This window comes from Candidatus Gorgyraea atricola, assembly GCA_030765235.1.
Taxonomy (GTDB): domain Bacteria; phylum Omnitrophota; class Gorgyraeia; order Gorgyraeales; family Gorgyraeaceae; genus Gorgyraea; species Gorgyraea atricola.
Genome location: JAVCCW010000010.1, coordinates 148,172 through 174,242 on the forward strand (window position 1 = coordinate 148,172; position 26,071 = coordinate 174,242).

Consider the following 26,071-nt stretch of genomic DNA (forward strand, 5'->3'; position numbering starts at 1 on the left):
TCCACGTATTAAAACACTTATTCCTGCGCCTGCTTAATACTCAAATTCAACCTACCCATATCATCTATCTTAATCAGCTTGACCTTGACCTTGTCGCCTACTTTTACAGCTTCCTCGACATTTTTGACAAACTTGCCTGCCAATTCAGATACATGGATCAGGCCTTCTTTTCCAGGGAAGATCTCGCAAAACGCGCCGAAATTCATAAGACGCGTGATCGTGCCCTCAAACACAGTGCCTATCTTGATATCACCTGCTATACCTTTTATGATCTCTATGGCCCTATCAATGGCTTCCTTGTTCTCAGACGCTACTGAAACCTTACCTTCATCTCCATCCACCTCGATGGTCGCTCCTGTTTCCTGAATGATCCTCTTTATTACCTTTCCGCCTGGCCCTATTACCGCGCCGATCTTGTCCTTATTTATAGTGATCATCTTTATCTTTGGCGCGTACTCAGAAAGTTCCTGCCGCGGCCCTTCCATTGCTTCCTTGATCTTATTCAAGATAAATGAACGCGCGGGTTTTGTCTGCGTCATAATCTTTTTTATTAATTCCAGGTCAATACCATCGATTTTCAGATCCATCTGGAGCGCTGTGACACCTACCTCAGTGCCTGTGACTTTAAAATCCATATCTCCAAAATGATCTTCAATGCCCGCGATATCAGTCAGGATCATGGCCTTGTCCCCATCTTTTACCAGACCCATGGCAATACCAGATACAGGTCTTTTTATAGGTACGCCCGCGTCCATCAAAGAAAGCGTGCTCGCGCACACTGTTGCCATGCTGCTCGAACCATTTGACTCAAGTATCTCAGATACGATCCTTACTGTATAAGGAAATTCCTCAGCAGATGGCATCACTGCCTCAAGCGCCCTTGCTGCTAAAGCGCCATGCCCGATCTCACGCCTTCCAGGACCTCTTGCAGGCCTTGCCTCTCCCACGCTAAACGGAGGAAAGTTATAATGCAGCATAAAACTCTTGAACTTCTCGCCTTCCAGTGTATCAAGCCTCTGCTCATCATCGCCAGTGCCCAATGTCGTTACAGACAGACTCTGCGTCTGTCCTCTTGTGAATAACCCTGAGCCATGCGTCCTGGGCAGCACCCCGACTTCACACGTGATCTCCCTTATGTCCTCACACTTCCTGCCATCTACTCTTTTCTTTTTTTCTAATATAAACTTGCGGACCTCTTCCTTCTCGATCTTCTCAAGCGCGCTCTTTATATCCGCGTCTTCTAAGGTCTCGTCCTGCGCCTTTAACTTTTCTATGACCTCTTTGCTCAGGATACTCAAAGCCTCTTCTCTCTGCTCCTTTATAGGAAGAGAGTTAACTTTATTCAATCCTGACAGAGAAAGCTTTTTAACCTTCTCGCATAACTCATCTGAGACAAGCTTCAATTCAGGCTTGATCTTTTTCTTGCCTGCTTTTTTCTTTAATTCCTCTTGTAGTTCAATTGTCTCAGCTATGTATTTCTGGGCAAGCTCTATTGCCTCGACCATCTTTTCTTCTGATATCTCGCTTGCTCCTGCCTCGAGCATAACGATCTTGTCCTTCATGCCTACCGCGACCAGATTTAAAGCGCTGTTCTCCATCTCATCAAATGTAGGATTCACGATAAATTTATCTTCTACTAATCCTATCCTCACAGCGCCCACAGGCCCTGCGAACGGTATATCTGAGATCGTCAATGCGGCTGAGGCGCCTATCAAGGCAGGTATGTCAGAATTATTTTCTCCATCGCTTGAAAGCACTATTGCGAATATCTGCACGTCATTTAAAAACCCCTCTGGAAATAACGGCCTTATAGGCCTATCTATGAGCCTGGCGGTCAGGATCTCTTTTTCCGTAGGCCTTCCTTCTCTTTTGAAATATCCACCGGGTATCTTACCCGCAGCATATGTCTTTTCCTGGTATTCCACTGTAAGAGGGAAAAAGCCGATACCCTTCCTCTGTTCTTTTGAACTGACAGCAGTAGCCAGGACCATGGTATCTCCATACTGCACACACACAGAACCGCTTGCCTGCTTTGCCATTTTCCCGGTTTCAATAACTAAATTCTCTTTTCCTATCTTTCTTTCGACTTTCATTGAAGACTCCCTTTCTTAGTTGTAGCTTTCAGCCCTCAACTCTCAGCTCTCAGCCTTAAAAGCTGAAAGCTGACAGCTGATCGCTGAAAGCTATCGTTATAATAAAAGCGGATCTGCCGACCCTAATTACCTGCTTAGCGACCCAGGTCGTTAAATCCGCCCTTCATTATTTCTTTAAGTTTAACTTTTTTACGAGCTCGCGATACTTGTCAGTATTTTCTCTTCTTAAATACTCCAAGAGTCTTTTTCTCTGACTGACCAAACGTAAAAGACCTACCCTGGAATGATAATCCTTCTTATGAGCTTTAAAATGCCCTGTAAGGTTATTAATCCTATTGGTAAGCAATGCTACCTGCACACTGCAGGAGCCTGTGTCTTTTTCGTGCTCAGCAAAATCCTTCACGATCCCTTGTTTTGCATCCTTCGCTAATACCATTTTTCTCTCCTTTGAGCTGAAATTATACTATTTTTTACCCCTGCGGTCAAGCAATTTCTTCACGACCAACATATATCCCAATATCTTTAACTCATATAATACTATAAAAGGTAGATTCAATAATATGCCACGTAATGAATCATTCTTTTTTATGCATAAGTATCTATTCTTAATATACCTTCTCTTCAACTCCTCAGAAATACGGTGGACTAGGGGTTGGGGTGTCCTGTGAGTGGGAGGATCCACACCGGGCGGAGGGGCCCACGAACAGGATACCCCGACCTCTAGTCCACCCGCAGTTCCCCCTCTCACATGATACGCTAGTGCCTTCGGGTTATAATATGCTTTCCAATCCTTCTTCTGTGCTCTCCAACATAAGTCTAGATCTTCGTAATACATGTCAAATCTCTCGTCAAAATATCCATATTTATCCCTTACATTCTTCAGCATGCTTTTTCTTAAAAAAGCGCATGCGCCGCTGGCTCCAAATACATATCCTGGCTCATCATACTGCCCCTTGTCTACCTTTCCATAGCCTCTCTCGACTGGCTTTCTATTCTTGCCTAAAAATAATCCTGTTGAATCTATGGTCTTTTTATCCATTCTTAATATTTTTCCGCTTACCATGCCGATTCGCGTATCAAGACCTATCGCCAATAGAACCTGCCTCAGATAATCTTTGTCCAACACGCAGTCGTTATTCAGGCATAAGACAAAATTCCCTTTTGACGCATCAATGCCCTGATTCTGCGCTTTACAAAAAAGAAGGTTGCTGGTATTTCTGATCAATTGAACATCCGAATAATACATGGCTACCATCTCGATACTGCCATCGGTAGAGGCATTATCTACAACAATAGTCTCAATATCCTGAAAATTCTGTCCCCTTACGGAGTCCAGACACTGCCTCAACAAATCTTTCCTGTTGTAATTGACAATTATTATTGATATCATAGATTTAATTATATCATGAATCAAACAGAAACCAAACCCTTATCACCCCTCATATTTATTCCCTTATTATCCCTTATCTTCATCCGGCCTTTCATCTCTGGCCTTGCATACCCGGCCTTTGAGATGTTTTATGAAAACATCTTGATATTCCTTGCTATCATGATCTTATTCATGGAAAGATCCAGATTTAAACTGTATCCTAAAAATTTCAGTAACTTCCCTGTAATATTCCTATTATTTGCCTATGCTATTTCAACTATATTCTCGATCAACATACAAAACTCTATTAGAGAAACGCTTAAATTCATCAGTTTCTTTGCCATATTCTTTATGGTTTCCCAATCTGATGAAAAACAAAAGAAACTGCTGCTAAAGACCATTGTCATAGCTGCTTCAATAATAAGTCTGTATTCAATATACCAGTACTTCTGGGGATATGGACGCACACTAGATTATCTACAAAAAACCAACAGCGATTTTCTCTCCACCTCTTCCTATGCCCGCGACATCCTGCTCTCAAAACGCGCAATAGGAACATTTCCCTCTCCGAATATCTTAGCTGGATACTTGATAATAATGTTTTTTCTCGCAATGCACTTACAGCGTCGCATTTCGCTAGTTCTAATCACTGCTGCGTTAATCCTCACTAAATCCATGGGCGCGTGGTTAAGTCTTATTGCTGCACTGATCTACCTCGGTAACTTCGTAAGTTACCCAAAGGGTAACTTACGAAGTTACCGAGGTAAGTTAATGGCAGTATTAATCGTAGCTATACTATGTTTTATCCTCGTGAATCGCTGGGAACGCCTGATGAACATGGAAAACCCGCAAAATTCCATTACCCAGCGCCTAAACTACTGGCGCACAGCCATAGCCATAATAAAAGATCAGGCTATTTTTGGAGTCGGACCTGGTAATTTTCAAGAAGTCTTCTTGGGGCATAAGGTAGGCTTAGGCACAGATACAAGATACGCGCATAACATATTTCTTCACATATGGTCAGAAATAGGTATCTTAGGTCTTGTAGGAGTCTTTTACCTTATTATTAATTTTTTCAGAAAAGCCAGATCTCAATCCAGCTATAGATTTATACTGTGCGGCGGGCTTGTGTTTATCCTGCATAATCTCATAGATAATACCTTTTTCATGCCTCAAGCTGCACTCTTCTGGTGGATATTACTGGCTTCTAAGGAATAGACCCTATCCACGGCCATAAGTGTCGATGATCTATGAGAAACAGTAATCAGGCTTATTTCTCCAAGGAGCTGTTTTATATTCAATAATATCTTTTCCTCGCTGGCTGAATCCACAGAAGACATTGCCTCATCAAGGATCAGGATCCTGGGCCTTTTAATTATTGCACGGGCAATGGCGATCCTTTGCTTTTGTCCTTCTGATATCTTGCAGGCATTTTCACCTATAACCGTTTCATATCCATCAGGAAGATTATTTATAAAATCATCGGCCAAAGAATGCCTGGCGGCCTCACATATCTCAGCCCTACTCGCGTTCTTTTTTCCATAGGCAATATTGTTCGCTACAGTATCGTTGAACAAAAAAGGTTCCTGCAATGCCATGCCGATCTGTTCTTTTAGGCTCCCCATCTTCATGTCCTTGATATTGACACCATCAATAAGGATCTCTCCCTGCCATGGATCATAAAGCCTTACGATTAAATTCAATAATGTGGTCTTGCCAGCGCCTGAAGGCGCAAAAAAACCAATATGCTTATTGCCTTCTATTGAAAAACTTAGATCCTTTAGGATAGGCTTGCCCGGCATATATCCAAAGCTAACGTTTTTAAATTGTATATTGCCTTGACTGAAAACAATGTTTCTTGCGCCTTTGTCCTCAATGACCATCCCTTCTTCATCTAAAATAGCAGCCACCCTTTGACAGGAGATAAGCCCCAATACAGCTGTTTGAAAAAATCCTACAAAGCTATTCTGCATAGCTACTAGCTGCCCCAGGTAGACCAATATCGCTGCAAGACTTCCAAGACTCATTTCTCCCCTGATAACCATATATCCGCCGTAAAAACTAATAAGGCCTATAATGATCTTACTCCCCGCATTCGCGGCAAAAGCGCCAAAGATATCCAGCCTTACACTGCTAAGCTCTATCTTTATATTGTCCATCAACTGCCTCAGGTATTTCTTCGTCTCGACATTTTCTTTATTAAATACCTTAATAAGAGGGATGTGAGAAAAAAGCTCCTGAATGGATTTAAAAATATTCTGAGAATTCCCGATCAATCTTTCCCAGACCTTCCTTCTTTTATTGATAAAATAATATGACGGTAAATAGAGGAAGGGTGTGAGAAAAAAAGCGAGGACTGCAATCCTCCAGTTAAGATGCGATATAATAATAAGGATAAGCACAAGTTTAGGAAAAAGGGCTATGGCCCGAGGAAGCGTAGTCGCAACAAGATCTTTTACCCTGCTAATATCGTGATCGATCTTATAAAGATGCTCCCCTGTGCTTTTATTTTGAAACCAGCTAAGCGGAAGGATCTCTATCTTTTTAAAAACCTTCTTGTTTAGATCAAATTTTATTCTTAATTTTACATATCTCTCTAAATATTGCCCGAACCCGTTTATAATTCCTATAACAATAAAAACTGCCCCGCCTATGATTACCAGAATGACAAAGGTCTTTAAATCCTTATTTCCTATTGCCTTATCAACGACTAATTTTGTCAAATACGGATTGATCAGCCCCAGCAATGCCCCAAAACCACTCAGGAAGATAATTGCTGCCCATTTTTCTCTATAAGGCAAGAGTAATTTTATAAATCTTAAGAAAAGCGCCTGCTGTTTCTTGTCTAATCTTATTTTATGCCGGGAAAAATTCATATCTATTTTTTAGATGTCCTTTTGAATGTCTCAAGCGATGCAGCGCGGGCATGGGCTACTTCGCAAAAATAATCTACCGGCTTATCTAATTCTCCTGTCTCTAAATGAGCGTGTGCTGGACACCAGGTACAGAGATTGATGATAGGGCAGATCCGGCATTTCTTCAAAAAATCTTCTCTTTTTGAGCGTTTATCCCTCACCCGAAGGACAAAATTCCGATATGCTTCAAGTAATGTCCCATTCTTAAGGTCATAGACACAATCCGGATGCCAGAGCGAAGAGCAAAGTCGGAAAAAACCGTCATAGCTTACCGCAAAACTGCCGTTGCCTGCGCCGCAATGAAAGAGATGATCACAGTTAGTGTGAGCAAAATCAGGGTCAATGAACTTGCCGCAAGATTCTTCTAATGCCTTGAAACGTTCTGAGTCATTTTTTTCAATTGAAACTATCTCTTCAGGAAGAAGCCGCTCGGATCTTATTTCTTTATTTCTTCCTGTATCACCGTCAAAACGAAGATGCAAAAACGGATCAAAACGGAAATAATCCTTGGTCTTTTGCCTGCAAAATTGAGAAATAACAGTTAATTCATGGATGTTTGAACGCAGGGCCATTGTCTTAAGGCGCACCTTGATCTTGTTTTTGAGCAGAAGATCTAAGCCTTTCATAAAAGCATTGAAGGAGCCTGGATTTCTGGTTACCTTCTCATAGGTTCCTTTAGTCGCGCCGTATACTGTTACTTCAATGTTGCGCGGCGGGTACCTTTTGAAAAATTTAATGTGTCTTTCTGTTATCAATGTAGCGTTAGTAAAAACCGAGACTAAAAGGCCTTTTTTCTTGAGATGCAGATATATATCAAAAAAATCTTCCCTTAAAAGAGGTTCGCCTCCTGTAATCAGGCACCACAATGCTCCTAAATCAGCTGCCTCGTCAATGATATTCTTTATCTGCTGAAACTTGAGCTCTTTTGATTTCGCGCAAGAATCTCCTGCTGGTAAATTTATATAGCAGTGTCTGCAATTATTGTTACAGCGCGCGGCAATCTCTAAGTCAAAAGAGATAAGCTGCCTATTATTCTTCATCTTGTTCCAAAGGGAAAACCGAGGCAAGGAAACTCGGGACACAAAAGATCTTTTCATGATATCAAACTCTTGATCCAAAAAATAAAAGATAATAATCTTGTCTTGCTCAAAAAAGCAATTATAAACCGTTCCAGGCCAAAACCAAGTTGAGTTTTCCTGCCTGCCCTTTCTACTTTCGACACAACGCCTAAAATGTCCTTCATTGGAATCAAACCGTCAGTCTCAACAGAGTTATCTCCTTTTATAAGATAATAATCGCCTTTTTTACCTACTACTCTATGAATAACAAGCCTCCCTGTCTGAGCGTGGATAAAAGCTACTGGCTTACCAAAACCTATTGGATGATCAAGCAGCGGGGAAATAGTAACTACATCGCCATTTTTAATAAACGGTGACATGCTAAAACCCATAGCCTTAAACCTAAAAGGAATTCTCATGCCAGTGGCAGCTTGAAGCAATCCAGTCATTGCTTCCCCTGAAAGAGAAAGTTCTTCTTCAGGAACTACGCAATATCCTGCTTTAATCTCGCTTGACTTCAACAAGCATTCTCCTTTTGAGTAATTCTTCGACCAGCCCTAATACATCTTTTTCTATTTCTATCTTAGATGATTCAAATTCTGCCCCCAGATCATCCGCTAAATCTTTTAAGCTTTTTTTTCCATCTATCCTGCGCCAAATTGCCTGTCCGGTCTCATTGAGACTAAATATCGCATCTTCTAAATCCGCTACCCCTGAAGTTATGGGAATAATAATAAACTCTCCTTGTATCTCTCGCGCGACTATATCTTCAGACGGTTTATAAACACTTTCGATGTGGCCCATAAATACCTCCTTCGTTTTCGGTTATTTTGTAAATTTCCTGATCCGATCCTTCCCGTCCTTGATCTCCCATGCCATTTCACCTTCTTTTATCAGGCCCAGAAATCTTGCCTGAGCATGGGCAATTTCACAATAATATTCTACCGGCGTATCTAAGGTGCCGCTTTCTAAGCAGGATTTTGCAGGACATTGCGCGCACAGGCCTTTTAAAAAACATTTAGCACAGCGATTTAAATAATCAGGATTGATAGCTTTTATCTCTCTTACTTTTGGAAAAAAATTAATCAGCGCATCTTTAAGAGAACCCTTTTTAAGATCATAGACTGTCTCCTTCTGTCTAAGCAACATACAGGGCTGAAACATACCATAAGCATCCACGCATCCGCTGGCACGGCCGGCCCCGCAGGAAAAAAGTCTATCACCAGATGGCCGCATAAATTTTGAGCAAAATTCTTTCATATTATTAAGGTATCTATTTTTTTGGCGGGTAAGAACTCTAAGTCCCTGCTCTGGCGTAACTCTGAGTTTTTTAATTGATTCATTTTTCCGACTATCATACCTGCGCCGCAGGTTAAAAAACATAGAATAAGGCGGCGATTTGCCTATCCATGGAATATTTTTAGCCCATTTCTCGAATTCATCGATTTCATCTTTGTTAGGCGGCAGTAACGAGCTTTTCACTATAAAAGGGGTCTTTTTCTCCAGTAGTAAATTTATGCCCCGCCAGGCCGCTTCAAATGAACCGGAAACCCTGGTTACGCCTTCATACGAGGCCTTTCTCATCCCGTAAACTGTAACCTCCACTTTTTCTAAGGGCGGGATATGACTCAATAGATCAGCTAATTTAGACGTAATCAAAGTGGCATTGGTAAAAAGCAATACCTTTAAACCAAGCTTCCTCGCGAAAACATATAATTCCTCAAAATCATCCCTTAAAAGCGGCTCCCCTCCTGTAAACCGTACTGTAAGGCAATCCAGAGAAACTGCTTCCTTGAGAATATTTTTTATCTGACTAGTAGATAACTCTTTATCTTTGGCATTCAAATCACCTTCCGGCAGATTTATGCAGCAGTGAATACAGTTATTATTACAGCGTTCGGTAAGTTCTATATCCAAACTACCTAAAACTGGCATGCTATTCTTCCACAATAAAGCTTTACTTGTTTCCTGTTTTTTAACGTAAAGACTGCTCTTCATTTGCTTATAAATTCCTTACATGACTAAGAAGTTACATTCCCATCACAGTCAGCACAAACTTCCGGCATCTTACAAACGCTGTATGCTGTGCCTGCGAAGATGCTACTCTCTTCATCCTTTTCCTTGCAAGCTATCAGAACACCCTCCTCTGGTTTGCCTCTCATCAGCACAATCAGTTTTGGTCTCTCCCATTTTTTCTTCGCTTCTCTCTTCATTTTTACCTCCAATAAGTGCTAATAGTAAGGGAACAAGAACTATGGTCACGACGTCACAAGGACGTCACACCTCAGGTTAGCGCATAGATCCACTCTAAAACATGATGCAAACGCGTTATCAGGGCCGATCATGCCGGGAAAAGTCTTGCAGCTCTGCAACACCCACTCTTCAGGTTTCCCTTTGGTTAAAATAATCAGCTTCGGCTTTTCCCATTTTTTCTTAGCTTCTTTCTTCATCTTTACCGCTTCCTCTGCATCCAACCTGCTCTACATCTGCCTCAAGGCATCCACTATTTCTCCGCTTTTGTCAAAACGTAGAACATAAACAGGGACTCTTGCGGCTAAATTATCTATAACCAACAATGTCTTCTCCCACCAATCTACAGTTACAAATGGCCTTATCAAACAAGATAAGAGTTTTCTCACTATCTCTTTCTTGTCCTCAATACGCAAAATTTTATTTTCCAATGACTTCTCCAGAAAGAAAATAGCTTTCAGCGCAGCAGAATTACTTGAGATATCAGGTATATCGCCGTGACTCCACGTCCCATAGATCCTAAACTTGCCTGCTTTTCTTCTTACGATCATCCTGTCATCGCAAAGTATCTCGGCTTTTCCTTTTAACATTGTTGCCATTGTAGACTTACCTGCTTCAGAGTGCCCGGCAAAAAGCAGGCCCTTGCCTTCAAAATTAACACCGCAGGAATGCAAATAGCAGCCTTCTCTATCAGCTAAAATTCTTGCAAAGAGTATCTGATCAGTAGGGAACATAGTCAGAGAGTGCAGATTCCCTCTTAAGAACATTTCTTTCTTATCGTTATAGATCCTGGCCCTGGTATGGCCTGAGTTAAATGTCGCAACGCAATGTGGACTTTTTCTATTCCCATCTGGATAAATAACCCCAGAATAAATCCATGAGCCGTTATTTTTATATATTGCCCAAGGGGACCTGCAGTAAACCTCTTCGCCAAAATTCCTGCCGTTTAAATCCGGCAGAGAAAAATGATGCCGGATATAAATAGTATCTTCTCTATGTCCATCAACCTCAAATTTTTTGAATTTGGAATGGAATGTTTGCTCATTTATCGGCAAATCAGATTCAACCTGCACTGTCATGTCCGCTATCTTAAAGTAACGCCTGTGATTTTTCTGCCAGTCTTCTTTAAATTTATGATTTTCTCTAGCCACAGTGCAAAGATATTCGACCTTTTTATTAAAATCGCGGTGCTCAAGGTAGCCATAGACAGGACAAATACGACAATCTTCTTTCAAATCACAGGCCCCGCAATTCTCTTTATATTCTTCTGTAATCTTTATCTTCGTGGCTAGAGAGGGAATAAAATTATCCCAAGAGTCTTTAAAGCTTCCTTTTCTCAGGTCATAACGCATTTCATCATCTTTAATAAAACAGCAGAAAGTCATTTTTCCGTAGGGATCAATATGAAAATCTCTCCTGGCATTTATGCAGGAAGAAAAAAGATGGCCGTTATTCTCTACTTGGCAACAATTGCTATTCTCTTCCTTAACCCACTCCTTATAGGACAGATCTGGTTTATCCAGTTTAACCACTTCTTCAGGCGCCAGCCTCTGACGCATTATTTCAGCATTTCTTTCCTTATCTGCATAGGCTGAAAGGTATAACCATGGAGCTCCTACTCTATAGTGTTTGCTTAAGGATTCAGACAGCCGAATCATATCTTTAAACTCATAGTAATTATCCTTCATTGGAATAAGCTGGACAATAAAACTCGCTCCTGCCTCTTTTAAATACCTGAAACCCCGCATAGTTTTCTCAAATGAACCGGGATTGCGGGTAATGTGGTCATGCACTTTAGCGCTCGCTCCGTATAGTGCAACCATCTTGGAGCCTTTTCGCTTCATCAGTTCAGCAATTTTAGGAGTGATCAATGTCCCATTGGTATTAAGGGAATAAGAAAGGCCATTGCGAGTCAGATAATCAAATATCTCTGAAAAATCCGGACGCAGCATTGGCTCGCCTCCGGAAATAAACCATCTACGGCAGCCCATGGCCTTTGCCTCACTGACTATCCTTTTTATTTCTTCAAAAGAAAGCTCATCTTTCCTTTCCTGAGATTGAGGCGAAATCCTTAACCAGCAGTGCCGGCAATTATTGTTACAGCGATAGGTAAGATCTACTCTGCCTTCCAAGGGAAGGCGGGGCAATTTATTTGTAGTCTTTATTTCCAGATAGGTATTATTCAGCATATTTAACTTTTATTGGGGTAATTAAAAAATATAAGAACCTTAATTTATACAATATTCTGGTTTTCATAGAATAGGGCCTTAAATCATAAAACCTGGCAAACTGCTCCAGAGGTATGCTCATTATATATCTCACTGGCTCCATATAATCATCATATAGCAAAAAATGCGTCTTTAAATAATTAACCTTATATTCATGAACCAGTGAATCCGAGGACATCTTATCATTAATAAACCTCTCCATCAAGTTTCTTTTAAATCTGGATACAGGTAATCTATCCAGCAGTGCATCAAAATCCCCTGATCCAAAAAATAACCTGGCCTGCAATAGAAGAAAATAAAGACAGCTACTCATGCGCTCCTTCTTAGAAGAATCCACTATGTAATCCAGATCAAGCTCGTCCTTATATTTTTGAAAAAGGAGCTTTGTATCTAATATATATTTTAAAGAAAGAACCTTACCGTATCTTCTCTGGTGAAGCGCTATGCTGAATAAAGAGTCTTCAGGCGAAAGTAGTCTTATTTTTTTGCCCTCAATAGTCTCTACATACCTTGTCCTTTTCCAAATATCTGCTAATACTGTTTTACTATTCCTCTTAAAATCAAGGCCCCAGTGAAGATCTACTATAAAACATTGGTTATCTTTGCAAGGCCTGTAAAACGCAATATGACACTGCTTGTTCCTCCAGTAAGATTCTGTCAATCCTCCTAAGCTCTTTTTGTATCCCAGCTCCTGCAAGATATCCTCAGCCTTTTCATAACCCCTATCAGAAACCAGAAGATCTATGTCACTCATAGGCCTTAAAAGGTCTTCTTCATATATATCATTTAAAAAAGAAGCACCCTTAAAAGGCAACACATCTATGTCGTTCCCCTGAAACGCCCTGAAAATCCTCTGGTATTCCCTGTCCTTTAGGATATTGTCCCTTACTACATGCCAATAACTATTGCGCAAAAGCCCACGCAATCTTTGTGGAAAAGAATTGATATATGGCTTTATATTAACATATGCATACGGGGCTATTTCATGATAGGAAAGCAATCTTTCAAAAACCATCCAATCAATACCTTCGAGCTTTTTCTCAGATCTGATGCCCTGATCAAGCAGCAATTGGATTAATTTCATCTCTGGATTAGATCTAATATTCATATAATTGTGAAGCGGTCATCCCGCATAGTATACAAAAAAGAGCGAATGGGTTATGCCAGTAAAAAAGCTCATATGCTGCCATATTAACTAGTAGCCCCATCAATGCAGACATGCTTACCAGCAATAGGTCTTTTTTCCTCTTATCTTCTAAACGGCGCAAAGCCATAAAGCCTCTTCTAAATAAAAGAAAAATAAATACCAGAAAACTCGAAAAGCCTATGATACCGGTCTCTGCCAAAAGTGTCAGGTACATATTATCTGCTATTTTAAATTCATGTGGGATTTTTTCCTTAGATCGAGTATAATCATCAAATCTATCCCTGAAATTATTTAAGCCTATGCCAAAAAACGGCTTATCTTTTAACATGTCCATGGTAATAAACAACCGCGTGGACCTATATTCAGAAAAAGCACTGTCGTGGCTTCCTGACAACAGCCTGTTAAACCCAAAACGGTTAAAGCGCCCTGCATCTGGACGCGAACAAAGCGTGACAACGAAAACTATAAAAACCAAAAATAAAGCTGAAAATCGCATGCCCTTCTTCTTCCATAAATAGAATAAAAATAAGGCTATCATTCCTAAGAAGACTCCTCTTGAGCCGGCAAGTATAATAACAATTATACTTAAAATTATAGACAAAAGGCCTGTGACTCTAAAAAAAGAGAGCTTATCTTTAATTAAGAGAAATCCGAATGGCATGCACCCAAGCAGAAAAGAACCTAATACTGCCGGATTAAACTGAGTAGACATTGGCCGCCTCATTACCCCAAAGCTATACCTTTTATAAAAGATATTATCTACTATATGTTCGTATATAAAATTCCTGCCTATTGCATACTCAATAATTCCAAAAAGCGCGACTATTAAGCTAAAGATACATATGCTCTTCAAGATTATCCCAATGCTTTCCTCCTGAGAAAAAAGTGACTTTGTAAGATAATAGAGAAGTAATAAGCCTATGGAAATATTGAGATATGCATTAAACGCCCCAGTTTTATCCTGCGCTGAAAAGATCCCGCCCAATATAAATATCAGAAATAAAAAAAGAGGCGAATCACAGCGCTTAAAAAAGGTCTTTACGTCTCTTTGCCTTATTAGCAACAGTAAAAATAAACCTGTCAGAAAATATCTAACATAGACAGCGTAATGCCCCTGAACTGGTTCAGGAAAAAAAGAAATCCACCCTAAAAATATAACAAAAAGATATGCCATCTTAATAATGAGCAATATTGCCTTTTTTTCTACGCAGATTCCACTTTTGCGCTTCCATTAATATCCCAATTAAGCTATATGCAGTGAAACAAAGCAGTGGAATAAACTTAAAATATAAAAACGATGCAGCTGCTAATAATAAAAAAACTGCGAGGAAAAGTTTTTTACTTACGAGCTTAATATGAGAAAGTCGAGGATATCGAATATGACTGATCATTAAAAAAGCAGCCAGAATCATAAATAGTAAGATAGAAATAAAGAAAAAAGGGTGCTTAAAATCGAGGTGCAGGACAACAAGGCTCATAATAAAACCCGCGGCAACAAGAATCGGCAGTCCATGAAAAAAGTCTTTATTTGCAGAACCATGCCTACTTCTAACATTATGCATGGATAACCTTATAGCGCCACACCCCATATACAGGAAACCAGAAAGATACAACAAGCTTTTGTATTCCCCCACAGAAGTCATGTATACAATAATTACAGGGGCGATGCCGAAAGATATTATATCTACTAAAGAATCTAATTCAGAACCAAATTCGCTTATGGTGTTCATTAATTGCGCAACTTTTCCATCCAGGAAATCAAAAAACATCGCGGCAAAGATCAAGCATGCAGCTTGAAAAATATTCCCTTGAAGCGCGAGATAAACAGCATAGATCCCGCAAGAGAGATTACATAGAGAAAAAAAGTGGGGTAACATACTCATCTTTTCATCATACCAATAATGGTCTCTCCGCCAATAACCTTATCGCCAACCTTTACAAATAGTGGCGTGTCAGACTTAACATAAAGCTCTACTCTTGACCCAAACATGATAATGCCCATTCTATCGCCTTTAACATTTTTTTTTCCAACTACCGCCTTGCACTTAATTCTTCTTGCAATTAGTCCTGCTATCTGCTTAACGACTATCAAAAAATCAGAGTCTGTTTTTATTACAACGGTGTTTGATTCATTCCTCTGCGATAATTCTTTTTTGAAGGCTGGGTAAAACTTGCCCCTCTTGTATTCTATTTTCATGACTTCCCCTGAGTAAGGAAACCTCTGAACATGCACATTAAGAATGGAAAGAAAAATACCAATACGAACAAAAGGGGACTTCCCGATATCAGGCATATCGACGACATCTATATCCGCAACCCGTCCATCAGCAGGTGAAATAATAGATAAAGGATTATGCGCAATTCTTCTTGCAGGATCCCTGAAGAACATGAGAAAAAATAGAAAAACTACAATAAAAAATGGTAATTTTCCAGGAAATATAAAAATAAATAATATACAAGCAAAAAATGCGACTATAATTACTTTATCCCCATCCTCTGAAATATGGCAAAACCGCAATAATCTCTTAATCATTAATCAACCCCTATGATCTCTTGACATAAATCGTACAAAATGACTAATTGGGAAACATTCAATTCTTCTCTCCCCTTTTGTTTTAAAATCTCACCGGCCTCAACAGCTAATGGGGCTCCGGAAGGAAACTCACAACAATTAGTTTTATACAAACCTGCTGTGCCTCCAGATAAAAAAATCTTATCATCCGTCACTACTGATCCCATGGGATCCGATAAGACAACTGCATTGTCTGATCTATTGGAGATCAAAGGCCTCCCAATAAAACATTTGGGTTGCTCTATCCCTAAATAATAAAGCAGAGTAGGCGCGATATCGATCTGGCCCCCTACTATCTCTGATACTCCTAGCGGTTCCTGCGAAACACTATCCCGTGGAAGGACTAAAAAAACCGCAACCCTGTCTAACCACACTTTCATCATTTCATCTGAAAAAAGATTCTCTGTATATCCTGTAAACTGGCGCAATTCTGCATTAAGAGGAAGCCTGGCATCATGATCACCGTAAATAGCCACGATAGTTTCATCTAAAAGCCCTGCCTTGTCTAAATCACGAAAAAGTCGTTTAAGGCATGTGTCCGCGTAGCGCATAAAATGGATGTAATCGCCTAACATAGAACCCTCCAGTGCTCCCACGTCTAAAGTTTTATACTCGTCAGGAAGGGTATTATACGGGTGATGAGAACTGCTTGTCTCTAAAAAAGCAAAAAATGGCCTTGGCAATTTGACTAACTCCGGAATTATGTATTTAAAAAGTACTTCATCTGATGAGGTATATTTATTACCAATTCTATCTGTCAATTTATCTGTTTCAGTTAAATTTATTTTTTTTTCTATCTCCCGATAAAAAAGTGAATGCTCGAAACCATAATGTGGAAAGATAACGCCTGCATTCCATATTTCCCTGTTATAAGACATGGCTGCAAGTGTTGCATAACCAGCTCTTTTAAGCTGCCAAGGCAGTGTAATAAAATTATTGCAAGGCTTCCGAAAAGCAACAGCTCCCTGATTAAGTGGATGTAGTGAATTCAATGCAATAAATGCAGCATCAGAAGAAAGGCCGCCAGCTGTCTGATTAAATATAAAAGGGAAATATAGGCCTTTTTCGCGCAAGCGATTAAGAAAAGGTGTAATGTATTGGCCGCTGACTTGTTTACCTATAACAAACTGCTGCAAGGCCTCTACCTGTATTAAAAGCAAGTTTTTGCCTTCTGCACAGCCAAACATTTCCATAGTTACTGGGCCTTGTTGTCTTTTCGTAAAGAATTTCCTAATCTTTTCTTTTTCGTGCTGAGTCAACTCTCTTTCTGGAAAAAGTTCACATAGCGTTTGATAAAAATTAAATAAATGCCAGTTTAAGATACCCCTTTCTTCAAAAGCACTGCCATCCAAGGGTTTATTCCCAACACTATGATAGTAATTTATATTATCAGCTAAAATAGTAACAGCCGGAATACTAAAAATGATACACAAGAAAAAAATAATTCTCTGCCAAATCAAATTATAGCGCGGAACAAACTTTCTTATTTTGGCAGAGAATTTGAAACCCTTTATAAAAAGAAGTACTGCTATTGGAAAACACAAAAACCATGTATCTTTTGATTGTGCGAGCGCGTAAAGACTATCACGCCAAACTATCAACTGATGCGCCTCAGCCAATGCTGAAAGCGGGGCAAGAGTATTAAAATAGCGCATATGCAAAGTATCCGCATAAACCACTAAGGAAACACAAAGCACTAAAAAACCAGCAGCATATCTGTAAAACTTGTATCTTAGTATTATAATTAACGGCAAGCTGATTAAGACAGATGTGGAAATAATTTTAGTAATAAGCTGTGAATTTAATCGACACCCTGTAGATCCTAAAAAAATAATATCCAAAAAAAACAATGCCAGCCAAACCCATATTAAAGAACAAGCCATTATAACTGCCCTATCAATAACTCTTAATGAATATTGCGTATTATTCGAGCGAGCAACCATTAAAAACGTAATTAAGAGAAAAATTAGACAGCCAATAAACACTTAACATCCTCCCCTGAAGAACTTAGATCTTGATATATTTTTTCCAGCTCTACGCTGTTTTCTTTTATACCTTTTATAATAGTGCTATTAAAATCAAATTTTCTCAGAATATTTCTGTCCTCCGCAAACATTTTCATTTTGCAATATAAAGAATCCACATCGCCTGCATCAAAGAACAATCCGTCTTTTCCATTTTTCACTAATTCACTGACTCCGCCTATATCTGAAACTATAACAGGGGTTCCCGTCAACATAGCCTCATGGAGCACCAATGGTGAATTCTCTTCCCACAACGACGGAAACACCAGGACGTCTATTTCTTTGAATATTTTAGACACTTCGCTCTTGTCAAATGCACCCATAAATCTAATATTTTTATTGCGCCTTGTCATAATTTTTATTTTATGATAATAATTAAAAATGCCGTTATTCATAGGCGATTTTCCGTATATCCTTAAAGTCGCCTTGCCTGCTCTTATTCTATTAAATGCCTTTATCAGGATATGCAATCCCTTGGAAGGTATGAAGGTGCCTATAAACCCAAACCTGATTCTGCTTGATCCTGTTTTTTCATTGTCCGCAAAGAGACTCAAATCCATTCCATTGTCACAATAAACTATCTTTTGAGGAGAAACCCCAAATTCAATAAATTTATTCCTTAAGAATCTCGAGGGCGCTATGAACAGATCTACCTTTCTAAGAATATCTTTTAACCCAAAATAGTCTTTTTTGGGAATACAATCTCTTATTCGAAAATTAAACATCCTCTTAATTAAATTCTTAAAACTAAGCGCCCTTCCCAGGCAAAACAAACAATTCGCGGTTAAGGGATCCTTGCATAATTGCAGATTATACTTCAGAAGCTGCCCTCTGGGACAAGCCAGCCAGTAATCATGAAGCGTAAAAATAATAGGAATGTTACGTTTTTTAACTTCATCTATAATGCCGATCGATAAAAACAATAAATGATGTATATGGACAATCTCAGGCCTCACTTCATTTAAGACCTGCACAAATTTCTCCTCTACGCTTTTATTTCTATATATCCTTTCTATAGAGCGGTATCCTTTTAGTGTGTTATTAATTTTGTAAACATCAAACCCCTCATATTTACCGCTGGTAACTTTATATTCCTGCTCTTTGGGATTGTTTATCCGGTAAAAGACACTTACGCTGTGCTTCTTGGATAATTCCTTAGCCAGGCTGCATGCATAAATCTCAGAACCCGTCATGCTTTCAGGAGGAAAACAATGGCTAATTTGAAGAATATTCATAATTTACTATACTAACTATTCTGCGATAAAGATAATCTGCGACTACTTTGTGGCCTTTCTCATTAGGATGCAAAATGTCAAAGTAACTGAGAGCATGATTCCTGAGTTCTTCTATGCTAAAAGCTTTAAAACAATCTAATATGTCTAAAGCTATCAATCCTTCTTCAGTTGCTACGCTATATAATTTTCTATGTAGAGAAACTATTGGATATTCACTAAAGGTTTCTATATTTTCTACAAAAATTGGAAATATAAGAAAGACTGTGGGAATATTTTTTTGTTTTGATGTCTGTCCAATCATTTTTATAGCGTATTCTATTTTCTTCCAATAAATACGATGTAACATTGCGTAAGTATATTGTTCTTCATAGTTGCGGGATTTTATTTTTTCTTTAATAAAAAATAACTTGGATGCTATGAAATGTGCTATATGTAATTTCGGCCTGAAAAAATACTGCCCCAGATTACTATTGACGTCATGATATACTGGGTGACCAATATCATTCAAACAATAACTCCAAATAATTAAATCAGGATTATAGAGAAAAGCTTTTTCTTTAAATATAGTTAATTCTTGAGAAATTGAATAACCTGAACGTGCCAAAATAATAACTTCAACCTTTCTGCTATCCAAATTATCATTTAACAATTTTTCTAAAATTTTTGCAAAAGATTGTTCACGTTCAACATATAGCCCTTCAGCAATAGAATCTCCGATAACTATAATCCTAAAAACTCCTTCTGGTTTCTTATAAGTATGTTCGCAATCATTATAACCATGCGAGTTAAGGTTATATTTATTCGGTATATAGCTAAATATAAGGCCTGGATTTTCAGAATAAGTGAATCTTGTATCTATGTCCTTAGTTTTCTGATGAACATTATTATATTGAACCTTCAGGCATATCTCTAAAATAACCAATGATATTATTAATCCAGCTACAGAAAGACAAATATTTACAATAAGCACCTTTTTAAAAATTTTCATAGTATTTAAATCCTATCCTGGAATATGCAGGGATTTTTTGTGATACATATCTTTGCGAGGCCTTTTTCAAGAAATTCTTTTCTTACAGACACGGCTTCTTTTCCATTCCAGAGTTCATGAAATGATTCGAACTGTAAGTAATGAAGGGTTGAAGGGCTGGAATTACTAGCCTTAAGTTTGCCTATTGTGCCGTAAGTGCTGGAGTGAAAGTAACACATCCTCACTCTTCCATCTATTTCAATAACTGCTCTATTCCAGGGCGCATTGCATATCTTCTTATATTTTATAAGTTCCGATAATTCATTTTTTACTTTTATTTTTTCGTTATTTATCTTTGCTATGAATGGATTACCGTTGAAATTAATTGGCATATTACATTTTTTGCTTAATTCATAAGCCTTGGATATAAGCCTATCGTGTTCTTCTTTATCTTCCATACATAAGACTGACTCATTTTTGTAATCAAAAATATAATCTTTCCTTTTCTGCTGCCAATCAAAGCCCTGGTTTAAATGAGAAAAGTCTATACCATCAGCTCCTAATTTATGAGCTAACATTACATAATCAGGGACATCCATCACATTTTGTTTAAATATGCAAAAATTTAAAAGAACCAAAGGCCTTAACAGTGGCTTGTCTTTGTTCTTTAAGTTTCTATATGCGATCAGGGTTTTTATATTATTGATTATCTTGTTAAAATCAGCACTCCTTATTCTTCTGTAAGTTTGTTCTGTTGCTGCATCAAGAGAAAAACTTATAATATCAACTACTTCTGAATCAACCATATATCTTATTTTTTCTTCAGTAAACAAGGCTCCATTAGTGTTGAATATTATCTTAGTCGGCGGAGATACGCTGTCTATGATATAAAATGTTTTTTCAGTCATTAACGGCTCTCCGCCACAATGCAGGTATATTCTATCTGCATGTCTAAAAATAGGCTTTATCCTTTCAAGGACATCTACATCTATATCGTATTCCATTTCTTTCGTCCTTAAGTTTTTTTCACACATAACACAAGGTGGATTCATATTGCAACGCGTTGTGGTGGCAATAGTTATCTCCTCCGGATATGATCTAACAACAGAAATATTGTTTTCTATTTCAAACTTGATCAGCCTTTTGTTATATTCCGGGAGAGATTCGCCGAACAATCTCTTCGGATAACGCTTTATTACACTCCTAGCCTGCATATCGAATCTAAGCTTTTTGCAACAGGACACTATTGGAAGATCTATATTAAAAATCCTCTCTCTGGCATCTTTCCTGGCTGATACTATAGATTCATAAGTAGAAAGTAAGTTGTTAAAATGTGTTTTTTTAGAAAACTTTTCTTCAAACATTAACCGGCCGTTCGCCCCCATGTCTTCCGCCACTTTTTTATTTTTCAAAAGGGCCTCAACCCTGAGGGCTAAACCTTGAATATCCCCTGTATGCGCTAAATAGCCGTTATAATTATCTCTTAACCAACTGGAAATCCCTCCAACATTATAAGCTACTGCTGGCTTAGAGTAGGACATGGCTTCTATCCCGACTAAACAAAACGGTTCTGGCCACAGAGACGGAATAACTACGACAGATGCCTTTGAAAAATAGTCTTTGATCTCATCTCGATTTAAAAAGCCCGTAAACTTTACCTTAGCGTCAAGGCCCTTAAGATTAGTCAGATTCTCGCATTCTTCTCTCTGGGGGCCATCGCCTATTATAAAAGCCTTAAAATCAACGGGTAGCGCATTTAACATATGTATAAAATGGGTCGCGCCTTTCTCCTTTGTCAATCTGCCAACAAAAATTATTATATCATCATTGCTTTTTTTATTTATCTCCCAGTCCTCAACAAATAGCGGCATTACCTGAACTTTGTCTTCTTGGAATCCATTACAGGTAAGCATGCCTTTCATATAAGGCGTGGTCACCAGCAATCGTTCAAATCTCTTCATGGCTTCACGGTTGAAATACCTTGTCTTGAATCTCCATAGCTCCATAACACTTTTTGGAGAAACGCATTTATTTTTAAAACAATCCCTGCCTAAAGGAAAATCGCATATCCTATTTGGTAGCATCTTCACAACAGTATTGCAGCAATTAAAAAAATCATGAACGGTCTGTACAATAGGGGCATATCTATTTAAAAAACTATACTGGCTAGGATAATAGGTGTTATTTAGATGGATGATATCTGGTTTTTGTTCTATCACTATTGACTTTAGTAAAGCCTTGTCTCTGGTTATTTCCTTTTGCCTTGTCTTCAAGAAATAAGTATTTTCTGTTAGATCTAAATTTGGTAAATAAAATGCCTTGAAATTATTTTTTTGAATGCTATTCTTCTTGCCACTTTGTGTATATATAGCTATGATCTCGTGTCCTTTCTCTACTAAGACATTGATTAACAGCTTAAAGTATGTCTCGACTCCGCCAATTAAATCATCGTATTGATTTTGAAGCAGTATCTTCATGGTGCTAAAACCTCACAATCTTGGAAACCAAACCTTTGATATTTTTCATGAGCATTAAAATCATTATCTTAATCCACAAAATAACCACTTTAACGCTTTTCTTTATAACTACCGGAGATGCTGTAAAGATATTTGATGCGCTTTGGCTTAAATTTCTAACTACATATCTTGCTTTTTTCCTAACATAATAATTTCTATTTCTAGAAAAAAGGTCGGCTATTCTATAGTTTAAACGATTAGCGTCATTTCCATTAGTAGAATATATAGTGTTTATTTTAGCTCTTGAGAAAATAAGAGCAAAATCTTCTAATGACTCCGGGTAAAATAAAATATCCGCTTCGTTAAGAATTTTTTCCAATAAGGTGTCTTTATCGTCTACCACTGATAACTCTTTTAAATCTGATCCGACTCTTTGGGCTAAATAATCTGCTTTGTATGTAGAATTTGGATTATAGGCAGTTCGGGAAATAAAAGCTAATCCACTTTCTATTTTTCCGCAAGGTATTTTCTCCCATTGAGGTGTATGACTAAATGGCAACGTGATATCATCCTTATAAATAATACCAGTCATTGGAGAACAATAATCTGGTGAATGATATTTAAGTCTAGTGGCAAAATATTTTTTTGCGGAAGCATCCCATTGTGGAGGACTTGGTAGTATTTCTCCACGAACATATTCCTTTTCTGTTGAGCTAACTTTTTGCATAAAAAGCTTCCTTTTTGATATATCAATATTAATTTGATATCCCGACTCCTGAGTTAATTTAAGAAGAGAGTCAAAATAACTACCATCGCCATTACATTGGACTAAATACTTATCGCTCGTGTCGTTAGATACAGGGCGTTGGTTTACTGCTATAATCTTTGCATTGTTGTATTCTATTTCTATATCCTTGATTCCTCTTTCGGGATTAGTAGCTATAAAAATAATCTTTTTGATGTCTCTGTTAAATCTAGACTGAAACCTCTTCTGTATCTTTACCAGGTCGTCTTCTCCCTGCACCCAACCTTGATTATTAGTTAAATAATGGCACTGTTCCATTGTTTTTCTGCTAATTTGATCTGTTTCAAAAGGTATTTTCATATTATCACCAAAATGATAAGCATCTCTTATATCTGCCAAAAGTCTTCCTTTTTCTTTTATAATATCCCATATTTTAGTGCCTGGATAAGGGACAAGCATATTATATTTATAATCTGAAAGCCCTAAATCCCTCTGGACCTTGACAGTCTTCTTAGTGCTTTCTACGGAATCGCCAGGCAACCCAATTATAAAATAGCCGACACATTTTATACCAGCTTTTTTAATCATCTTCGCTGCTTTTAAAATATCATACAATTTTTCTCCTTTATTAATATTATTGAACACTTGCTCATCTCCGCTTTCGATGCCTAAAGCAATACTCTTACATCCTGACTTTCTCATTAAAAAAAGAAGCTCTCTGTCTAATCTATCAGCCCTCAACCCATTATGGCACCACCACTCAAGATTTAGCTTTTTCTTTATTAAAAGCCTACAGATCTTCTTAGCCCTATCTATATCAAAAGTAAAATTATCATCCATAATCTCAAATGACGCTATTTTGTATCTTTCTTTAGCATCTAATAGTTCACTGACAACGTCCTCCGGCTCTCTCGCCCTCCATTTTTTACCAAATATTATACCAACACAACAGAATATACAGCCGTATGGACATCCTCTGCTTGTTAAAAGAGGATACATGAAATCCGCAAAATCCATATCTTTAATATGCTCAAAACGCGGAAAACGCAGCTTGGATATATCCGGATATCTTTGCGTATTATTGAAAAATAAATCTCCGTTCCTCCGGTAATATATATCTGGGATTTCTAAATTACCCTTTTCTTTATCCTTTATATTTTTTATAAAATTATTAAAAGAAACTTCGCCTTCGCCAATAAAGCCGAAGTCTATTTCTTTATTTTTCTCCATGAATTCTTTGCCGCAAAGTGTTATATGAGGGCCACCTGCTACATAGATTATATCAGGGAAGTAATTCTTTAATTTGCAGAATATGTCTATAGACGCATTGGCTGTGGCTGTTTTAACAGAAACGCCTATGATCTTTGGGCCATATCTGGATACGATATCATGAAGCCTTTGGTCTAAATAAACATGATTGTTCATATCCAGGATCTGGACTTCTATCCCTTCCGACCATAGGGATCCTGCAAGGTAAGCCAGGCCTAGATTAATACTATGTTTTTGCCAACCCGGGGGATTTATTAGTAATACTTTCATGAAAATTTAGCTGTTAGTCTATATAATAATTACGTTTATTCTTTGAGTTACTTAAAAAAGTTACGATTTTTGCTTTCCTGTATCCTTTATAATTTTCTGCATCTCTATGAGATAGTAAAGATACTGACATGTCAAATCTTGTCGAAAAAAATCTGCTAAATAATCTCGGCATCTTAACAAATGGCTTACTACCATTTGGAGCATAGACCAAACCTTTTTCTATATCGTTATTTTTTGACAATTTTTCATAGTCATTCTTAAGTAAATTAGCAAATAAATAAACAGAAGAGTTAGGGTATTTCTTTTTTATGATCCTTACAGTCTCTTCTGTATCATCAATGCTTATCTTCTGCGGTTTAACAACAAGAATTTTTATTTTCTGATCGAATCTGATTATTTTTTCTAAATCATTCTTGGTTATCATTAATTCTTCTTGTGATTTCTGCAACTTAGTTTCTTTTTGACTTAGCAGCTCTCTCCTTTCCTGCAATAGAGAATCTTTTAATTCGATATCTCCTGACATACTTTGAATCTGTTCGTGAAGTTCTAAAGACATTGCCTCCTTTTCCCGCAGCAGAGAATCTCTTGATTCTATGTCCTTTAAAGCTTTTTGGATTTGTTCGTGGAGCTGGACATTGGTTCTAGTGAGCTCTCCTATGAGAGATTCTTTTTCCCGCAAGATCGCATCTTTTAATTCAATATCCCCTATCATATTCTGAATCTGCTCGTGAAGTTTGGCATTGGCGCGGGTAAGTTCACCTGTAAGAGTTTCTTTTTCCTGTAGAAGCGCGTCCTTAAATCCAATGTCTTTTGAGACTTTCTGGATCTGTTCACTAAGCTGGCTATTCACCTTGTTTAATTCTAAAGATAACGCATCTTTTTCGTGCAGTAGAAAGTCTCTTAATTCTATATCTTTTGAGGCTTTTTTGATTTGTTCGCTAAGCTGGCTATTGGCCTTGGTCAATTCTGAAGATAATGCGTCCTTTTCCTGCAGGAGCGCATCCTTGAATCCAATGTCTTTTGAGACCTTCTGAAGCTGTTCACTGAGTCGGTTATTCGCCTTGTTTAATTCTGAAGCTATTATGCTTTTTTCCTGTAACAATGAGTCTTTTAACTGTGATTCACGGGAGACGCCTTCGGCCTGTTTGTTCAGATAGGTTATATGATAGTGCATTGCTGTCAGTTGTGAAGCTTGTTGGGCAATAACACTCTCTTTGCCTTCCAAGATAGACTCTTTTAACTGGATATCCTTTGACATACCCTGTACCTGCTCATGGAGCTGGGCATTGGCTTGGGTAAGTTCACCTATCAAGGCTTCTTTTTCTTGCAGGATCGCGTCTTTAAATCCAATATCCTTTGAGGCTTTCTGGATCTGGGCGTGAATCTCTAAAGACATCTCTTCTTTTCCCCGCAGCATAGAGTCCCTTGATTCTATGTCTTTTGAGGCTTTCTGGATCTGTCCGCGTAGCTCCA

Annotated in this window: 22 protein-coding genes; 1 reads left to right on the forward strand and 21 read right to left on the reverse strand. The window is 38.2% G+C overall.

What is annotated here, in order from left to right; translation table 11 throughout:
* Positions 1–17: 17 nt before the first annotated feature.
* From pnp to P9L93_02720, 3 genes are all read right to left on the reverse strand, one after another.
* Positions 18–2,093, reverse strand: a complete 2,076-nt coding sequence (pnp, locus tag P9L93_02710) for a polyribonucleotide nucleotidyltransferase (GenBank protein MDP8229995.1) — start codon at positions 2,091–2,093, stop codon at positions 18–20.
* A 166-nt stretch (positions 2,094–2,259) separates the two neighbouring features.
* The gene (gene rpsO / locus P9L93_02715) at positions 2,260–2,529 is read right to left on the reverse strand and encodes a 30S ribosomal protein S15 (protein ID MDP8229996.1); all 270 of its coding nucleotides are present in this window, start codon (positions 2,527–2,529) and stop codon (positions 2,260–2,262) included.
* A 27-nt stretch (positions 2,530–2,556) separates the two neighbouring features.
* A complete protein-coding gene (locus tag P9L93_02720; protein ID MDP8229997.1) occupies positions 2,557–3,483 on the reverse strand; it encodes a glycosyltransferase family 2 protein in 927 nt (308 codons plus the stop codon).
* A 123-nt stretch (positions 3,484–3,606) separates the two neighbouring features.
* On the opposite strand from P9L93_02720, the gene P9L93_02725 reads away from it, so the two are divergent.
* Positions 3,607–4,680: an O-antigen ligase family protein gene (locus tag P9L93_02725; protein ID MDP8229998.1), complete on the forward strand. Its 1,074-nt coding sequence runs from the start codon at positions 3,607–3,609 to the stop codon at positions 4,678–4,680.
* Here P9L93_02725 and P9L93_02730 read toward each other — a convergent pair.
* From P9L93_02730 to P9L93_02815, 18 genes are all read right to left on the reverse strand, one after another.
* Entirely contained in the window at positions 4,635–6,338 is a 1,704-nt protein-coding gene (locus P9L93_02730) for an ABC transporter ATP-binding protein (GenBank protein MDP8229999.1), read from the reverse strand. The two genes, P9L93_02725 and P9L93_02730, sit on opposite strands and share 46 nt — an antisense overlap.
* A 2-nt stretch (positions 6,339–6,340) precedes the next feature.
* Positions 6,341–7,417: a radical SAM protein gene (locus tag P9L93_02735; GenBank protein MDP8230000.1), complete on the reverse strand. Its 1,077-nt coding sequence runs from the start codon at positions 7,415–7,417 to the stop codon at positions 6,341–6,343.
* 53 nt (positions 7,418–7,470) lie between these two features.
* Positions 7,471–7,959 carry a S24/S26 family peptidase gene (locus P9L93_02740; GenBank protein MDP8230001.1) on the reverse strand — a complete coding sequence of 163 codons (489 nt, stop codon included), beginning with the start codon at positions 7,957–7,959 and terminating at the stop codon, positions 7,471–7,473.
* On the reverse strand, positions 7,937–8,239 hold the full coding sequence (locus P9L93_02745; protein ID MDP8230002.1) for a PqqD family protein: 303 nt from the start codon (positions 8,237–8,239) through the stop codon (positions 7,937–7,939). The genes P9L93_02740 and P9L93_02745 overlap by 23 nt, the downstream gene beginning before the upstream one ends.
* 21 nt (positions 8,240–8,260) lie before the next feature.
* Positions 8,261–9,370 carry a radical SAM protein gene (locus tag P9L93_02750; GenBank protein ID MDP8230003.1) on the reverse strand — a complete coding sequence of 370 codons (1,110 nt, stop codon included), beginning with the start codon at positions 9,368–9,370 and terminating at the stop codon, positions 8,261–8,263.
* 86 nt (positions 9,371–9,456) lie between these two features.
* The gene (locus P9L93_02755) at positions 9,457–9,648 is read right to left on the reverse strand and encodes a hypothetical protein (GenBank protein ID MDP8230004.1); all 192 of its coding nucleotides are present in this window, start codon (positions 9,646–9,648) and stop codon (positions 9,457–9,459) included.
* Positions 9,649–9,693: 45 nt separating this feature from the next.
* The gene (locus P9L93_02760) at positions 9,694–9,885 is read right to left on the reverse strand and encodes a hypothetical protein (protein MDP8230005.1); all 192 of its coding nucleotides are present in this window, start codon (positions 9,883–9,885) and stop codon (positions 9,694–9,696) included.
* Between the two features lie 30 nt (positions 9,886–9,915).
* Positions 9,916–11,874: a radical SAM protein gene (locus P9L93_02765; GenBank protein ID MDP8230006.1), complete on the reverse strand. Its 1,959-nt coding sequence runs from the start codon at positions 11,872–11,874 to the stop codon at positions 9,916–9,918.
* Positions 11,864–12,997 (reverse strand): nucleotidyltransferase family protein, encoded by a 1,134-nt coding sequence (locus P9L93_02770; protein MDP8230007.1) that lies wholly within the window; start codon positions 12,995–12,997, stop codon positions 11,864–11,866. Before P9L93_02770 ends, P9L93_02765 begins: the two co-directional genes overlap by 11 nt.
* 13 nt (positions 12,998–13,010) lie before the next feature.
* A complete protein-coding gene (locus tag P9L93_02775; protein MDP8230008.1) occupies positions 13,011–14,234 on the reverse strand; it encodes an O-antigen ligase family protein in 1,224 nt (407 codons plus the stop codon).
* Between the two features lies 1 nt (position 14,235).
* Entirely contained in the window at positions 14,236–14,937 is a 702-nt protein-coding gene (gene pssA / locus P9L93_02780; protein ID MDP8230009.1) for a CDP-diacylglycerol--serine O-phosphatidyltransferase, read from the reverse strand.
* A 2-nt stretch (positions 14,938–14,939) separates the two neighbouring features.
* Positions 14,940–15,593: a phosphatidylserine decarboxylase gene (locus P9L93_02785; protein ID MDP8230010.1), complete on the reverse strand. Its 654-nt coding sequence runs from the start codon at positions 15,591–15,593 to the stop codon at positions 14,940–14,942.
* The gene (locus tag P9L93_02790; protein ID MDP8230011.1) at positions 15,593–17,287 is read right to left on the reverse strand and encodes a sulfatase-like hydrolase/transferase; all 1,695 of its coding nucleotides are present in this window, start codon (positions 17,285–17,287) and stop codon (positions 15,593–15,595) included. The genes P9L93_02785 and P9L93_02790 overlap by 1 nt, the downstream gene beginning before the upstream one ends.
* A gap of 311 nt (positions 17,288–17,598) precedes the next feature.
* Entirely contained in the window at positions 17,599–18,891 is a 1,293-nt protein-coding gene (locus P9L93_02795) for a glycosyltransferase family 4 protein (protein MDP8230012.1), read from the reverse strand.
* Complete coding sequence (locus tag P9L93_02800) at positions 18,872–19,879, reverse strand: SGNH/GDSL hydrolase family protein (protein MDP8230013.1); 1,008 nt, start codon at positions 19,877–19,879, stop codon at positions 18,872–18,874. Before P9L93_02800 ends, P9L93_02795 begins: the two co-directional genes overlap by 20 nt.
* A gap of 5 nt (positions 19,880–19,884) precedes the next feature.
* Positions 19,885–22,335 (reverse strand): glycosyltransferase, encoded by a 2,451-nt coding sequence (locus P9L93_02805; protein MDP8230014.1) that lies wholly within the window; start codon positions 22,333–22,335, stop codon positions 19,885–19,887.
* Between the two features lie 4 nt (positions 22,336–22,339).
* Positions 22,340–24,598 (reverse strand): radical SAM protein, encoded by a 2,259-nt coding sequence (locus P9L93_02810; GenBank protein ID MDP8230015.1) that lies wholly within the window; start codon positions 24,596–24,598, stop codon positions 22,340–22,342.
* 13 nt (positions 24,599–24,611) lie between these two features.
* Positions 24,612–26,071 (reverse strand): hypothetical protein (locus P9L93_02815; GenBank protein MDP8230016.1); only part of this gene is annotated, 1,460 nt, incomplete at its 5' end.

What these genes read in the sequence shown, in the direction of transcription:
- rpsO (MDP8229996.1), bottom strand. Translation starts at nt 2,529, where the DNA reads ATGGTATTAGCGAAGGATGCAAAACAAGGGATCGTGAAGGATTTTGCT.
- P9L93_02795 (MDP8230012.1), bottom strand. Translation starts at nt 18,891, where the DNA reads ATGAATATTCTTCAAATTAGCCATTGTTTTCCTCCTGAAAGCATGACG.
- P9L93_02760 (MDP8230005.1), bottom strand. Translation starts at nt 9,885, where the DNA reads ATGAAGAAAGAAGCTAAGAAAAAATGGGAAAAGCCGAAGCTGATTATT.
- P9L93_02800 (MDP8230013.1), bottom strand. Translation starts at nt 19,879, where the DNA reads ATGAAAATTTTTAAAAAGGTGCTTATTGTAAATATTTGTCTTTCTGTA.
- P9L93_02720 (MDP8229997.1), bottom strand. Translation starts at nt 3,483, where the DNA reads ATGATATCAATAATAATTGTCAATTACAACAGGAAAGATTTGTTGAGG.
- P9L93_02765 (MDP8230006.1), bottom strand. Translation starts at nt 11,874, where the DNA reads ATGCTGAATAATACCTATCTGGAAATAAAGACTACAAATAAATTGCCC.
- P9L93_02790 (MDP8230011.1), bottom strand. Translation starts at nt 17,287, where the DNA reads ATGCGCTATTTTAATACTCTTGCCCCGCTTTCAGCATTGGCTGAGGCG.
- P9L93_02770 (MDP8230007.1), bottom strand. Translation starts at nt 12,997, where the DNA reads ATGAAATTAATCCAATTGCTGCTTGATCAGGGCATCAGATCTGAGAAA.
- pssA (MDP8230009.1), bottom strand. Translation starts at nt 14,937, where the DNA reads ATGTTACCCCACTTTTTTTCTCTATGTAATCTCTCTTGCGGGATCTAT.
- P9L93_02785 (MDP8230010.1), bottom strand. Translation starts at nt 15,593, where the DNA reads ATGATTAAGAGATTATTGCGGTTTTGCCATATTTCAGAGGATGGGGAT.
- P9L93_02725 (MDP8229998.1), top strand. Translation starts at nt 3,607, where the DNA reads ATGTTTTATGAAAACATCTTGATATTCCTTGCTATCATGATCTTATTC.
- P9L93_02750 (MDP8230003.1), bottom strand. Translation starts at nt 9,370, where the DNA reads ATGCCAGTTTTAGGTAGTTTGGATATAGAACTTACCGAACGCTGTAAT.
- P9L93_02775 (MDP8230008.1), bottom strand. Translation starts at nt 14,234, where the DNA reads ATGGCATATCTTTTTGTTATATTTTTAGGGTGGATTTCTTTTTTTCCT.
- pnp (MDP8229995.1), bottom strand. Translation starts at nt 2,093, where the DNA reads ATGAAAGTCGAAAGAAAGATAGGAAAAGAGAATTTAGTTATTGAAACC.
- P9L93_02810 (MDP8230015.1), bottom strand. Translation starts at nt 24,598, where the DNA reads ATGAAAGTATTACTAATAAATCCCCCGGGTTGGCAAAAACATAGTATT.
- P9L93_02805 (MDP8230014.1), bottom strand. Translation starts at nt 22,335, where the DNA reads ATGAAGATACTGCTTCAAAATCAATACGATGATTTAATTGGCGGAGTC.
- P9L93_02745 (MDP8230002.1), bottom strand. Translation starts at nt 8,239, where the DNA reads ATGGGCCACATCGAAAGTGTTTATAAACCGTCTGAAGATATAGTCGCG.
- P9L93_02735 (MDP8230000.1), bottom strand. Translation starts at nt 7,417, where the DNA reads ATGAAGAATAATAGGCAGCTTATCTCTTTTGACTTAGAGATTGCCGCG.
- P9L93_02730 (MDP8229999.1), bottom strand. Translation starts at nt 6,338, where the DNA reads ATGAATTTTTCCCGGCATAAAATAAGATTAGACAAGAAACAGCAGGCG.
- P9L93_02755 (MDP8230004.1), bottom strand. Translation starts at nt 9,648, where the DNA reads ATGAAGAGAGAAGCGAAGAAAAAATGGGAGAGACCAAAACTGATTGTG.